Annotated in this window: 14 protein-coding genes; 10 read left to right on the plus strand and 4 right to left on the minus strand. The window is 59.1% G+C overall.

Features of this window, described 5'->3' with window-relative positions; translation table 11 throughout:
- The first annotated feature begins 8 nt into the window (after positions 1-8).
- Together HY36_RS00990 and HY36_RS00995 are read left to right on the plus strand one after the other, a co-directional pair.
- Positions 9-206 carry a DUF2065 domain-containing protein gene (locus HY36_RS00990; protein ID WP_035547089.1) on the plus strand — a complete coding sequence of 66 codons (198 nt, stop codon included), beginning with the start codon at positions 9-11 and terminating at the stop codon, positions 204-206.
- Between the two features lie 81 nt (positions 207-287).
- Positions 288-1745, plus strand: a complete 1458-nt coding sequence (locus tag HY36_RS00995) for a Do family serine endopeptidase (protein WP_035547094.1) — start codon at positions 288-290, stop codon at positions 1743-1745.
- Here HY36_RS00995 and serB read toward each other — a convergent pair whose 3' ends face one another.
- The gene (gene serB, locus HY36_RS01000) at positions 1746-2666 is read right to left on the minus strand and encodes a phosphoserine phosphatase SerB (RefSeq protein WP_241764108.1); all 921 of its coding nucleotides are present in this window, start codon (positions 2664-2666) and stop codon (positions 1746-1748) included. It abuts the gene before it with no gap.
- 53 nt (positions 2667-2719) lie between these two features.
- On the opposite strand from serB, the gene miaA reads away from it, so the two are divergent.
- From miaA to ilvC, 5 genes are all read left to right on the plus strand, one after another.
- Complete coding sequence (miaA, locus tag HY36_RS01005) at positions 2720-3670, plus strand: tRNA (adenosine(37)-N6)-dimethylallyltransferase MiaA (RefSeq protein WP_035548154.1); 951 nt, start codon at positions 2720-2722, stop codon at positions 3668-3670.
- 171 nt (positions 3671-3841) lie between these two features.
- The gene (locus HY36_RS01010) at positions 3842-5620 is read left to right on the plus strand and encodes an acetolactate synthase 3 large subunit (protein WP_035547097.1); all 1779 of its coding nucleotides are present in this window, start codon (positions 3842-3844) and stop codon (positions 5618-5620) included.
- 129 nt (positions 5621-5749) lie between these two features.
- Complete coding sequence (ilvN, locus tag HY36_RS01015) at positions 5750-6325, plus strand: acetolactate synthase small subunit (protein WP_051602370.1); 576 nt, start codon at positions 5750-5752, stop codon at positions 6323-6325.
- Positions 6322-6969 carry a hypothetical protein gene (locus tag HY36_RS01020; RefSeq protein ID WP_035547101.1) on the plus strand — a complete coding sequence of 216 codons (648 nt, stop codon included), beginning with the start codon at positions 6322-6324 and terminating at the stop codon, positions 6967-6969. The genes ilvN and HY36_RS01020 overlap by 4 nt, the downstream gene beginning before the upstream one ends.
- 52 nt (positions 6970-7021) lie before the next feature.
- A complete protein-coding gene (gene ilvC / locus HY36_RS01025) occupies positions 7022-8041 on the plus strand; it encodes a ketol-acid reductoisomerase (protein WP_035547106.1) in 1020 nt (339 codons plus the stop codon).
- 3 nt (positions 8042-8044) lie between these two features.
- Here ilvC and HY36_RS01030 read toward each other — a convergent pair whose 3' ends face one another.
- A complete protein-coding gene (locus HY36_RS01030) occupies positions 8045-8731 on the minus strand; it encodes a GH25 family lysozyme (RefSeq protein WP_051602371.1) in 687 nt (228 codons plus the stop codon).
- A 175-nt stretch (positions 8732-8906) separates the two neighbouring features.
- On the opposite strand from HY36_RS01030, the gene HY36_RS01035 reads away from it, so the two are divergent.
- Positions 8907-9416: a bactofilin family protein gene (locus HY36_RS01035; RefSeq protein ID WP_035547109.1), complete on the plus strand. Its 510-nt coding sequence runs from the start codon at positions 8907-8909 to the stop codon at positions 9414-9416.
- Here HY36_RS01035 and HY36_RS01040 read toward each other — a convergent pair.
- Positions 9410-10009 (minus strand): tetratricopeptide repeat protein, encoded by a 600-nt coding sequence (locus tag HY36_RS01040; protein ID WP_035547112.1) that lies wholly within the window; start codon positions 10007-10009, stop codon positions 9410-9412. The genes HY36_RS01035 and HY36_RS01040 overlap by 7 nt on opposite strands.
- Before the next feature lie 156 nt (positions 10010-10165).
- Between HY36_RS01040 and HY36_RS01045 the strand changes: the two genes are divergently transcribed.
- Entirely contained in the window at positions 10166-11137 is a 972-nt protein-coding gene (locus tag HY36_RS01045) for an oxidoreductase (RefSeq protein ID WP_035547114.1), read from the plus strand.
- A 20-nt stretch (positions 11138-11157) separates the two neighbouring features.
- On the plus strand, positions 11158-11949 hold the full coding sequence (locus tag HY36_RS01050; protein WP_035547119.1) for a methyltransferase domain-containing protein: 792 nt from the start codon (positions 11158-11160) through the stop codon (positions 11947-11949).
- A 15-nt stretch (positions 11950-11964) separates the two neighbouring features.
- On the opposite strand, the gene yghU is transcribed toward HY36_RS01050, so the two are convergent.
- Positions 11965-12837: a glutathione-dependent disulfide-bond oxidoreductase gene (yghU, locus tag HY36_RS01055; protein ID WP_035547123.1), complete on the minus strand. Its 873-nt coding sequence runs from the start codon at positions 12835-12837 to the stop codon at positions 11965-11967.
- Positions 12838-12855: the final 18 nt, after the last annotated feature.

The following is a 12855-nucleotide window of genomic DNA, read 5'->3' on the forward strand; positions in this document are numbered from 1 at the left end:
CGGCGAAGATGAGCCTGCAACTGATCCTGCTCGGGATCGGCATGTGGTTGTTTTTGGAGGGGGTGGCCTATGCGGCCGCCCCCGACTTCATGCGGCGCCTGGCAGAATATCTCTCCCGCATGCCCCCGCGGGAGATCGCTCTGGCCGGCATCGGATCGGCCGCTGTGGGCGCGATCCTCATTGTCATTGCAGTCCGCGTCCTCTGAACCTGTTGCAACACGCCCGCAAAGCGCCATAGTTTAAAAATATTGCTGTAGATTGTGCTTCGAAAGGAGGCTCAGCGGCCTATGCGCATTTCGGCCCTTGCTGCCTTGATCCTGATGAGTTCGGCGTCCGCCGCCCTGCCTGCCCATGCACAGGCGAGCCTGTCTGAACGCGTTGATGGAATTGACCAGAAGGTCCAGCCGCAAAGTTTCCGGGATCTGTCGAAACGACTGATGCCCGCCGTGGTGAACATCTCCACCTCGCAAACCATTGCGCCTGACGGCATGCCGACCTTCCCGGAAGGGTCGCCAATGGAGCGCTTCAATGAGTTCTTTGGGCGCGACGAAGAAGGGTTCCGCCGTGAGGGCTCACTCGGGTCCGGCTTTGTCATTTCGCCAGACGGCATCATCATCACGAACAATCATGTGATCGAGAACGCCGACGAGATCGACATCAATTTCTCGAATGGCCGCGTGCTGAAGGCTGAACTGATCGGCCGCGACAGCGATACAGACCTTGCGGTTCTCAAGGTCGAGTCATCGACCCCCCTTCCCTTTGTGGACCTTGCAGACAGCGATAAGGCCGAAGTTGGCGACTGGGTGATCGCAATCGGCAATCCGTTCGGCTTTGGCGGATCGGTTTCTGCCGGCATTATCTCCGCGCGCAACCGTGATCTCAATGCAGGTCGCTCAGACGACTTCATTCAGACCGACGCAGCCATCAACCGCGGGAATTCCGGCGGTCCATTGTTCAATCTTGGTGGCGAAGTTGTTGGCGTGAACACGGCCATCATCTCACCAACAGGTGGCTCTGTCGGTATCGGCTTCTCGGTGCCAGCCAATCTGGTGAAGCGCATCTCCGACCAGCTGATCAAGGAAGGCCGCGTCCGCCGCGCCTGGCTGGGCGTGAATGTGCAGGACGCAGATGAAACGCTGGTTCGCGCTTACAAGGCCACTGGCAAGGGCGGCGTGATCATCACAAGGATCACTGATGACGGCCCCGCTGCAAACTCCGATATGGAAGTTGGGGATCTCGTGCTGCGCTTCGACGGCCAGACCGTCACCAGCGTGCGCGAACTTACCCGCCTCATCTCTGACACCGAAATTGGCCGAACCGTGCCAATCGCGCTCGTCCGCGATGGCAAGGCGCGAACCGTCAATGTCACGCTCGGAGAGCTGGAAGATGATGACACAACGGAAGAACTGAATGCGGCGCTCGACGCCCCGGCCAGCTCAAACGATCTCGGCGCAGAGCTTACCAGCCTCGATGATGATGTCCGACGGCGCTACGGCATTCCGAATGATGTTGATGGCGTTGCGGTGACCACTGTGTCTGCACGTGGCCGCTCCTTCGGCAAACTGCGCCGCGGCGATGTGGTGATGGAAGTGAACTTTGAGCGCGTCTCGACTGTATCCGACACGATCAGCAAGGTCGAAACAGCCATGACCACACCGCACCAGCCCTTGTTGCTGCGTGTGAAGCGTCGCGGCGAAGCTGGCTGGTTCGATCAGTTCATCTCTATCGACCTGACCAATTCCTGATCAGCCGGTTACGAACTCATCAACATGATAGCCCTGGAAGAACAGGGCCGTGTGCAAGTCTGTGTGCGTGATGGCGGCGTGCGCCTCCGCCGCAACAATGGGCTTGGCCTTGTAGGCAATACCCAGTCCCGCTGCCTTGATCATGGCAAGATCATTGGCGCCATCGCCCAGCGCAATCGCATCCGCGCGGCCAAGCCCGTTCTCGGCTGACACTTCGTCCAGCGCCGACAGCTTCGCCTCACGGCCGAGGATTGGCAGGCCAACCTCCCCTGTCAGGGCGGCGCCGTCATCAATCAGCGTGTTGCCGCGATGGGCGACAAAGCCCGCCTCTTCCGCCACGCGGCCAGTGAAGAAAGTGAACCCGCCAGACACCAGCACCGTGACAGCGCCGCTCGCCTTCATCGTCTCAACCAGCGTCTTCGCGCCCGTATTCAGCGTGATGCGCGCATCATAAGCATCCTGCAGCGCTTTGAGGTCCAGCCCCTTGAGCATCGCGACGCGGGTCGTCAGGGCGCCTTCGAAGTCCAGCTCTCCACGCATCGCGCGCTCGGTGATCGCCGACACTTCGGCTTTCAGACCGGCGAAGTCTGCCAGTTCGTCCAGGCATTCCTGGCCAATGATCGTGGAATCCATATCCGAAATCAGCAGGCGCTTGCGCCGGTTTTCGCCAGGCAAGAACGCTGCGTCCATCTCGGCGTCATGCAATGCTGAGAGCACAGGCTGAAGCATTTCTGACGGCAGAGTGGGTATAGTGGCCTCGACGGCCGCAACATCTCCCATCTGGCCAAGACTTGTGATCGCCTCCACGCGGGTTGCGGGTGCAATGTCGCGCAAGATCATGCTGAGACGCGAGGCGATATTGTCCTCAGGGGCATTTGCGGCGGCAACAAGGATCATCGAATTCACTGCTTTCTCGTTCATTCCCGCCTCATCACGGGTTTCCTAGCCGCTGACAAGCCCTTACCGTTATGAAGATGACACCAGCCATCCTTATTCACGGGCCAACAGCCAGCGGAAAAACCGCGCTCGCCATAGATGTTGCACGTCGCCTGGGCGGCGAAGTGGTCAACGCAGACTCGATGCAGGTCTACCGGGACCTGCAAGTGATCTCGGCCCGCCCAACCGAGGAAGAGATGGACGGCGTGCCTCACCATTTGTTCGGTCATGTCGATGCGGCGCATCGCTATTCCACCGGCGACTGGCTGGAAGAAGTGCGCGCCACGATCCGCAACCTGGAACTGAGGGGCAAACGCGCCATTTTGGTGGGCGGCACTGGACTCTACCTGCTGGCCATGACGCAGGGCCTGTCGAACATCCCACCTGTGCCGGAGGATGTGCGCGCGGACGTGCGGGCTATTGCCGATGCCGAAGGGGCAGAAGGCCTGCGCAACCGCCTCACCCCTGTGGACCCGGAAACAGCTGCACGTCTCGGCACGGGAGACCGCCAGCGGCTCGCCCGCGCCTATGAGGTCTATCTGGCCACCGGCAAGCCGATCACCGATTTCCAGAAGAACCGCCAGCCGCCGGTCCTGAAGGATGGCGAATGGATCGGCTTTGCGCTCACCCCACCTCGGGCAAAACTCTATCAGAAGATCGATCGCCGCTTTGAAGGCATGCTGATGCAAGGGGCGATGGAAGAGGCCCGCCAGCTCATAAAACGCGACCTCGATCCCGAACTTCCTGCAATGAAAGCACATGGAATGCCGTGGCTGGCTGCCTTTGCGCGCGGAGAGATAACGGCAGAATTTGCCGCAGAAAACGCCAAACGCGACACAAGACGCTACGCAAAGCGACAATTCACGTGGATTGGTCGCCAATTTCCCTTCTGGCCGCGCATTCCTTCACCCGAACCGGAAGACCGTTTGAGGGTTATTCTTGCCTTGTATAGGGAGATTGACAGCCCGGTTGAGGCAGATTATTCCTGATCCCCGACGTTGGAGGAAACGCACCGTGCGCACGAATGTGGTACTCGTTATTAAGCACCCGTGATTGGCTTTGAGTAAGCCAATTGCGGGTGCGCGCACATCAAGGGGCTCCATCGGGGCCCTTTTTCTTTTCCGATACAGTCCAGACCCAGCCCGACCAGAGACATTCCCATGACAACCGAAACCAAGACCAAGCCCGCCGCTGAAACCTTGACCATGACTGGCGCCGAGATCGTCATCACGGCCCTCAAGGAGCAAGGCGTGGAAGTCATGTTCGGGTATCCGGGCGGCGCGGTGCTACCCATCTATGATGCGCTCTACAGCACTGAAGGGCTCAGCCACATTCTGGTGCGCCACGAACAGGGCGCAGGCCATGCCGCCGAGGGCTATGCCCGCTCGACCGGCCGGCCTGGCGTTTGCCTCGTTACTTCCGGCCCCGGCGCGACAAACATGGTCACGCCTATCGCCGATGCGATGATGGACTCCATTCCGATGGTTGTCCTGACAGGTCAGGTGCCGACACATCTGATCGGCACGGACGCGTTCCAGGAGTGCGACACGACTGGCATTACCCGCACCTGCGCCAAGCACAACTACCTCGTCACCGATGTGAACGATCTGGCGCGCACGATCCACGAGGCTTTTCTGATTGCGAAGTCCGGTCGTCCCGGTCCGGTCGTGGTCGACATTCCGAAAGATATCCAGTTCGCCACCGGCACCTATATCGGCAAGGATGGCGTCCACAAGCCGACCTACCACCCGAACACCACGCCCCAGCCAGAAGCCATCTCCGCAATCGTGGATTTGATGCTCCATGCGCGGCGGCCGGTCTTCTATACGGGTGGCGGCGTCATCAATTCCGGGCCGGAAGCCTCCCGCCTGCTGCGCGAATTGCAGAAGGCCACCGGGTATCCGGTGACCTCCACCCTGATGGGACTGGGCGCCTTCCCGGCCTCTCACAAGGACTGGCTGGGCATGGTCGGCATGCATGGCAGTTTCGAGGCCAATAATGCCATGCACGACTGTGACCTGATGATCTGCGTCGGCGCGCGCTTTGACGACCGGGTGACCGGCCGCATTGATGCCTTCTCCCCGAACTCTAAGAAGGTCCACATCGACATCGACCCGTCTTCGATCAACAAGATCGTCCGCGTCGACATTCCGGTGATCGCAGACTGCGCCGAGGCGCTGGCCGCACTCCTGAAGGAGTTCAAATCCCGCAAGGAGAAGAAGCCGGACCTGAAGCCCTGGAAACAGGAAATCGACATCTGGCGCGCGCGAAATTGCTTCGCCTACACAAATTCCGACGAGGTGATCAAACCGCAATATGCGCTGGAACGCCTGCACGCGCTGACCCGCGACCGGGAAACCTATTTCACCACCGAAGTTGGCCAGCACCAGATGTGGGCCGCGCAATTCCTGCACTTCGAGGAACCGAACCGCTGGATGACATCGGGCGGGCTTGGAACGATGGGCTATGGCCTGCCCGCCGCCGTTGGCGTTCAGGCCGCGCACCCGAATGGTCTTGTGATTGACGTTGCCGGCGAAGCGTCCATCCAGATGATGATGCAGGAATTCTCCACCGCGCTGCAGCACCGGCTACCGGTGAAGGTCTTCATCCTGAACAATGAATGGATGGGCATGGTGCGCCAGTGGCAGGAATTGCTTCATGGCGAGCGTTATTCCCACACCTATTCGGAGAGCCTGCCGGACTTCGTGAAACTTGCTGAAGCAATGGGCGGACATGGCATCCGATGCGACAATCCGGCTGAGCTGGACGACAAGATCCGCGAAATGATTGACCATCCCGGCCCTGTCCTGTTCGACTGCCGTGTCGAGAAGGCAGAGAATTGCCTGCCGATGATCCCGTCGGGCTCTGCCCACAATGAGATGATCCTCGGCGAGATCACAGGTGACGAAATCGGAGAGGCCGGCAAGACGCTGGTCTGACGGTCAGGGGAATGGGGCCCGTCGAATACGGGGTTTGATCATGAGCCATGCAGCAAAACATCTTTTGCACGGGTCCATTCTGCCTTTAAAAGGCGGCATGATCGGGGTTAATCGGACGGAGACACAGGCATGAGCGACGGATCGACAGGCACACCGCCCGGCGGCGGCAATCCGAAATCGGCCTATTTCCTGTCCCATGAGGATCAGGAAGTCGAACGCCGTACGCTGGCCGTCATGGTGGACAACGAACCCGGCGTGCTCGCGCGGGTCGTAGGCCTGTTCTCGGGCCGTGGCTACAACATCGACAGCCTCACCGTGGCCGAGGTGGATGCAAACGAACACCGCTCACGCATCACGATCGTGACCCAGGGCACGCCTCACATCCTCGAACAGATCGAAGCCCAGCTTCTGCGCATTGTGCCCGTTGATCAGGTGATCGATATCACCAAGTCGAAACGCGGCATTGAGCGCGAACTCGCCTTGGTAAAAGTCGCCGGAATCGGAGAGGCCCGCGTCGAAGCGCTGCGCATCTCTCAGATTTTCCGGGCAAATGTGATAGACACGACCAATGAGAGCTTCATTTTCGAGCTGACGGGTGCCTCCGACAAGATCTCGCAATTTGTCGACCTCATGCGGCCTCTGGGCCTTGTCGAAGTCAGCCGGACAGGTGTCCTGTCGATCAAGCGCGGAAAGGTGAAAGGATGAGAAAAGCAAGCCTGCTTGCCATCGCCGCCTTCTGTCTTGGTGGCACTGCCATCGCGCAGGAGAACCTGCCGGAAACGTGCCGCGGGAATGTTTCGTCGGCGGCCTATATGGCACCTGACGAAGCCGCCAAGGCCGACCTTCAGTGCGACATAGACCGCGCTGAGCGTCTGGTTGCACGCGCCAGCACAATCTTTGATGCCGATCCGGCTCCCCTGCTTCGGATCGTGGATACTGCTGCGCCGAGCGGCGCGGCCTACATCTATGACATTGTTGACTGGTCCGGAACAATGATGCTGGACGCTCGCACCGTTCCGGTTGCAGAAAATGTCCGCATCCCGATGTGCCGCGTGCAAACTCAACTGCCAGCCAATGTCGCCAATCAGGTTGCATTGTCATTGCTCACGGCCAGCGATGCAGAATTGCCAGCCTATGGCACCCGCGAAAAGATGATCACGAACGCAGATGGTTCGCGCAGTTTTGAACTGCTGCTGTCCTCGCACGACATCGTTACAAGCATCGAGACAACCAGCGGCCTGCGCCAGTTCTCCCGCCATGCCGAAGCCACAGATCCCATTGCCGAACTGAACCGCAGCGTCATCGGCGTCGCCAATTTTTCAGATGACTGGGTATGCCAATCCAATTGATCTGAAGTCTTATCCCCCACAATCAATCTTCCAGCGGAGCAAGTAGAGGCCCATGAAAATCTATTACGAGCAGGATGCGGACATCGCCCTCATCCAGAGCAAGAAAGTCGCCGTCATTGGCTATGGCAGCCAGGGCCACGCCCACATTCTCAACATGCGCGACAGCGGCGTGAAGAACGTCAAGGTCGGCCTCTATGAAGGCTCCCCAAGCCGCAAGAAGGCAGAAGCTGAAGGCCTCGAAGTCGTCACGCCAGCAGAGGCTGCGCAATGGGCCGACGTGATCATGATCCTGATCCCGGACGAGAAGCAGGCCGTTCTGTACGCAAACGAAATCGAGCCACACCTGCGTGCGGGCCAGCACCTGATGTTCGGCCACGGCTTCAACGTTCACTACAACCTGATCCGTCCGCGTCCGGACGTTGACGTTTCCCTGTCTGCGCCGAAGGGCCCAGGCCACACGCTGCGCGCCCAATACCAGATGGGCTTTGGCTTGCCGGGTCTCGTTGCGATCCATCAGGATGCAACCGGCACCGCAAAAGACGTTGCCCTGTCTTATTCGAAAGCCATCGGCAACACCCGCGCTGGCGTGATCGAAACTTCCTTCCGCGAAGAAACCGAAACCGACCTGTTCGGTGAACAGGCTGTGCTTTGCGGCGGCATCGTCGAACTGATCAAGGCGGGTTACGAAACGCTGGTCGAGGCCGGTTACGCGCCTGAAATGGCATACTTCGAATGCCTGCACGAAACCAAGCTGATCGTGGACCTGATTTATGAAGGCGGCATCGCCAACATGAACTACTCGATCTCCAACACGGCCGAATACGGCGAATACGTTTCCGGCCCACGCGTCGTGAATTCCGAAGCCAAGGCAAACATGAAGAAGGTTCTGGAAGACATCCAGAACGGCACCTTCGCACGCAACTGGGTTCTGGAAAACCAGGCCGGCGCACCGGGCTTCAACGCCATGCGCCAGCGCATGAACAGCCACGAGATCGAGGAAGTCGGCGAAAAGCTGCGCGGCATGATGCACTGGGCGCAGAACGACCGCCTGGTCGACAAGGCCCGCAACTAAATCCTATTCGGGTGGACGGTCTGGCACACGGTTCATGTCCACCCGGCTTTCAATTCCCGGCACGCGGCCGGACATCGTATATTGCCAGATGTCCGGTGCGCGGCCGTCCCGGGTTCGGGGCATGACCTCGCCCAGCCCCCTCAGCCAGAGCGGATAATCGGCATAGCCGTCTGACAGCCAGTCGCGATGAAACTCCGGCGTGGTATAGATCACCGGGCGCTGACCATACTCGGCTTCCACCCTCTCCAGAAACACATCCAGTTCCGCCAGCGTCTCCGACATACTGCCGCGCGGTTCGCAATTGTGCGCATATTCCAGATCGACAGCCGGCGGCAGGCCCCCTGCCCGCACCTCGACGGACTGAATGAAATTCCCGGCCTGCGCCTCGCCGGCACGACACAGGCGATAGAAATGATATGCGCCGACCAGCCAGCCCCGCGCCTTGGCCTCGCGCCAATGATCCTGGAATCGCGGATCCTTCCAGTCAGTCCCCTCGGTTGCTTTCAGATAGAGGAAGTCGACCGGCGCCGCCTCGAAGGCCTCCCAGTCAATCCGGCCATTATGGTGCGACAGGTCGAGACCGGTGAATCCGGGTTGCAACATGGCGCGGTTTCCAGCGACAGATGGCGACACATCGCGACATGCGGCGACAAAGAACAACAAGGTGACGACAGTCAGAAACGGGCGCATACATTGTTTCAACACATGAATAAGGCACTGAGGCGAGCAAAACTTGCCCACTTCTTGCATGGCTTTCTTCGCCCAGCGTCTGTGAGATACAACAAATTGAAGCTATCAGGGCAATAAATTCAACACTCTGGCCGTGGTAGAGTTAACACGACCGGAAACTGGGAAAGAGTGGGCGATGGCCAGAACCGAGACCGACAGCAAGGGCCGCTCCGGCCAGGGCAGCTACATCGCCGCCGACTGCGCCCTGGAAGGCACTTTCACCTTCTCCGGCCCCCTCACCATCGCTGGACACATGAAAGGCCCCGTCAAATCTGATGCAATGGTGCTGATTGAGGCCACAGGCGAGCTGGAAGGCTCTCTGGAAGCCCCTGTGATCATCGTGCACGGTAAACTGAGCGGAACCATCACAGCCCACGAGAGCGTGGAAATCTGGACGGATGCAAAAGTAACCGGAAAAGTGACCACCCGCAGTATTCGTGTCGATGCTGGATCTTTGCTGACAGCAGACCTTGTCGTGGCCACAGAGGGCAATTTGCCCGCACATGAAAGCGCTGAAGTGCCAGACCCGACACAGGCCGCAGACTCACTGACTGGCGAACAGGAGAGAGACCCGTCTCAACCTGCACGCCCGCTGCCCGGATCGAACCTTGCGCGCAAACTGGCCGCAATGAACGAAAATCAGTAGCGGCGTTTTACGTCCTCAAGACGCTCCCACGTATAATCATCCGGCTGGTAGGCGCCCAATGTCGACAGGCGTTCACAGGCCCATTCATATTCGCGATCACAGGATTCCTGAAGTAGGCGCGTACCTTCAGGTACATTCTTGCGACCGCCCTGCCCCGTATAAACCATATTGCCCAGCGCCGCGCAGCCGCTGACATCGCCAAGGTCGCACGACTTGTCATAGAGCCCCCGCGCCTGAACGTGGTCCACGTCCATTCCGCGCCCTTGCAGCGTCAGATAAGCAAGCCCGGAACAGGCTTCAGCGTGGCTGCCATTGCACGCCTTGCGATAGTTCTCAGCGGCCTTTTCATAATCCTGTAGTCCGCCCAGACCGCGCCGGTACATATCTCCAAGCTCGAAACAGGCCTGATAGTCGTTTGTCCCGCACGCCCGAATGGCTTCAGTACGCTTGGCACGGTTCTCTTTCAGATTTGCGCTGGCCTCCTCAAGCGCAATCTCCGCCTGAGTTCGTTCTACCTGACCATATTGGGCAATGGCGGGGAGCGCCGCAACAGACATGGCGACGGCGGACAGTGCGATGGCAAGAGTTCGCATTCGGTTTCTCCCTTTGCTTGATTAAGGATATAAGTGTCGTCACGTAGTGCGTCCACGCAATTGGCTGCTTACAGATTCGTAACGACGCGCGGCTGGGCTTGCCGAAGGAAAGGCTTGCTCATCATCAATGAGAAGAGACATTCAAAGGGGAACCACATGGCCGCATCAGACCAGCAACCAATCGGATCAGGATTTCAGGCCAAATCCACCGCACAGGAAGTCGTCGCAGACGTAGATCTGACCGGTCGCAATGCCATTGTCACCGGCGGCTATTCCGGTATCGGCCTTGAAACCGTTCGGGCGCTTGCGGGCGCAGGGGCGCGTGTCACAGTTCCGGCCCGGCGGGTGGATGCTGCCGAGGAAGCGCTGGCCAATGTGCCCGGCGAGATCGAGATCGCCGCCATGGACCTCGAAGACATTTCCAGCGTGAAGAAATTCACCTCTGACTATGAAGACACAGGCCGCGCTCTGGACATGTTGATCAACAATGCCGGCATCATGGCCTGCCCCGAAACACGTGTTGGACCGGGATGGGAGCGCCAGCTCGGCGTAAACCATCTGGCCCATATGGCGATGAGCCTGGCTCTGGCTCCGGCCCTTGAGCGTGCAGACGGTGCCCGCCTTGTGGCCCTGTCTTCCACCGCGCACGTTCGGTCAGATGTGATCTGGGACGATCCGAATTATGACAGCCACCCCTATGACAAATGGGAAGCCTACGGTCAGTCCAAGTCGGCCTGCGCCCTGTTTGCGCTCGGCGTGGATCATCGCGGCAAGGACATTGGCGTCCGGGCATTCTCAGTCCACCCAGGGGGAATCTTCACGCCTCTGCAGCGTCACCTGACAGATGAAGAAATGGCCGAACTCGGCTGGAAGAATCCAGACGGCACGATCCCGCCAATGGTGCAGGCCATGTTCAAGACCCCGGAACAGGGCGCATCCACAAGCGTCTGGGCAGCAACTGCCCCCGCCCTCGCCGACAAGGGCGGCGTTTACTGCGAAGATTGTGATATTGCAAAACTCGCCACCGAAGACAGCCAGCGTTGGGAACATGCCCGGCCCTGGATCTGTGATGACGAAAAAGCCGAACGGCTTTGGGAAATCAGTGAGGCCATGCTCAGCAAGGCCTGAGTTCGGAAAGGACTCCTCGCATGAAACACGCATTTCTGATCATGACTGCAGCGGCGCTCCTGGTCACAGCCTGCACACCGGAATATGGCGATACGCCCCCGGTCGCTTTGATGGCTGAGGAGTCCTTCGACTACGACTCGGTTTTCGTTCGAGACGGTCGGCCTGAAAGCGATTTCGAGCAGTACGAGTTGCGTCACTCCAGGGAGATTCTCGCATTTACCGGCGTCCAGCCCGGCATGACGGTGTTGGACATGGAGGCTGGCGACGGCATCTATACGGAACTGTTCTCACTCGTCGTGGGCGGAGAAGGTAAGGTCTATCTGCAGAACCCGCCCGAATTCGAAGTATTCCTGGGCGACGCCGTAGAACGCCGGATGGATGGCCGCCTTCGGAATGTCACGCATATCCAGACATCGTTCGATGATTTTGAGCCGATAGGCGATCAGGAAGTCGACCTCGTCACCTGGTTCCTTGGACCACACGAGCTCTGGTACACACCGGAGGGGTCTGAACCCGGAGCGCTTGGTGATCCGGAAGTCTGCTTTTCAGAGATTTCGAGAGTCCTCGCACAAGGCGGTCACTTCGTCGTGATAGATCATCGCGCACCTGAAGGCGCACCGCCCACGACAGGCGGAGACACGCATCGGCTCGCACAGGATGTTCTGATGGAGATGATGGAAGATGTCGGGCTGAAACTGGTCGAAGAAAGTGACCTGCTCTCCAATCCTGACGATGACGGCACCGTCAACGTGTTCGATCCGTCCATCCGAAGACAGACGGATCGCTACGTTCTCAAATTCGAAAAGCTCTAACGCTTAACGAAAGTGCTAGTTGGAGCTTTCCGGCTCCAGCTTGTCCTGCGTCCGCGTTTCAAAATCGCTGGCATCGTGACGTTCGCGCAGCTGTGAGGCCGGATCACCGAATGTCCGGTTCACCATGCGGCCGCGCTTGACCGGCTCGCGCTGAGCAAGCTGGTCCGTCCAGCGAATGACGTTCTTGTACTCATGTACCTGCAGGAACTCACCCGCCTCGTAGACCAGACCTTTCACCAGCGCACCATACCACGGCCAGATCGCCATATCGGCAATAGAATACTCGTCCCCGGCCATATATTCGCGATCGGCAAGATTGCGGTCCAGCACGTCCAGCTGGCGCTTCACCTCCATGGCGAAGCGATTAATCGGATACTCGAACTTCTCTGGCGCGTAGGCATAAAAATGGCCGAAACCGCCGCCGAGATACGGCGCTGAGCCCATTTGCCAGAACAGCCAGTTCAACGCCTCAGTGCGCTTGTTGTGATCGGTCGGCAGGAAGGCGCCAAATTTCTCGGCGAGATACAACAGGATCGAGCCACTCTCGAACACCCGCGTCTTCGTGGTCGTGTCGAACATGACCGGAATTTTCGAGTTCGGATTCAGATCGACATAGCCGGAGCCGAACTGGTCCCCTTCTCCGATATTGATCAGCCAGGCGTCATACTCTGCACCCTCATGCCCAGCCGCGAGCAGTTCCTCCAGCATGATGGTGACCTTCACACCATTGGGCGTCCCCAGCGAATAGAGCTGGATCGGATGCTTGCCGACTGGCAATTCCTTGTCATGCGTCGGCCCGGCAATCGGACGGTTGATGTTCGCAAATCGCCCGCCGCTGGCCTTGTCCCAGGTCCAGACCTTTGGAGGCGTGTAAGTATTGTCGGCCATGTTTCGCGTCCTTCCTTC

Origin of the sequence: Hyphomonas atlantica corrig., from assembly GCF_000682715.1 — a bacterium.
Classification (GTDB): domain Bacteria; phylum Pseudomonadota; class Alphaproteobacteria; order Caulobacterales; family Hyphomonadaceae; genus Hyphomonas; species Hyphomonas atlantica.

Coding starts and splice junctions, on each gene's coding strand:
- HY36_RS00990 (WP_035547089.1), top strand. CDS start 9: ATGAGCCTGCAACTGATCCTGCTCGGGATCGGCATGTGGTTGTTTTTG.
- HY36_RS00995 (WP_035547094.1), top strand. CDS start 288: ATGCGCATTTCGGCCCTTGCTGCCTTGATCCTGATGAGTTCGGCGTCC.
- serB (WP_241764108.1), bottom strand. CDS start 2,666: ATGAACGAGAAAGCAGTGAATTCGATGATCCTTGTTGCCGCCGCAAAT.
- miaA (WP_035548154.1), top strand. CDS start 2,720: ATGACACCAGCCATCCTTATTCACGGGCCAACAGCCAGCGGAAAAACC.
- HY36_RS01010 (WP_035547097.1), top strand. CDS start 3,842: ATGACAACCGAAACCAAGACCAAGCCCGCCGCTGAAACCTTGACCATG.
- ilvN (WP_051602370.1), top strand. CDS start 5,750: ATGAGCGACGGATCGACAGGCACACCGCCCGGCGGCGGCAATCCGAAA.
- HY36_RS01020 (WP_035547101.1), top strand. CDS start 6,322: ATGAGAAAAGCAAGCCTGCTTGCCATCGCCGCCTTCTGTCTTGGTGGC.
- ilvC (WP_035547106.1), top strand. CDS start 7,022: ATGAAAATCTATTACGAGCAGGATGCGGACATCGCCCTCATCCAGAGC.
- HY36_RS01030 (WP_051602371.1), bottom strand. CDS start 8,731: ATGCGCCCGTTTCTGACTGTCGTCACCTTGTTGTTCTTTGTCGCCGCA.
- HY36_RS01035 (WP_035547109.1), top strand. CDS start 8,907: ATGGCCAGAACCGAGACCGACAGCAAGGGCCGCTCCGGCCAGGGCAGC.
- HY36_RS01040 (WP_035547112.1), bottom strand. CDS start 10,009: ATGCGAACTCTTGCCATCGCACTGTCCGCCGTCGCCATGTCTGTTGCG.
- HY36_RS01045 (WP_035547114.1), top strand. CDS start 10,166: ATGGCCGCATCAGACCAGCAACCAATCGGATCAGGATTTCAGGCCAAA.
- HY36_RS01050 (WP_035547119.1), top strand. CDS start 11,158: ATGAAACACGCATTTCTGATCATGACTGCAGCGGCGCTCCTGGTCACA.
- yghU (WP_035547123.1), bottom strand. CDS start 12,837: ATGGCCGACAATACTTACACGCCTCCAAAGGTCTGGACCTGGGACAAG.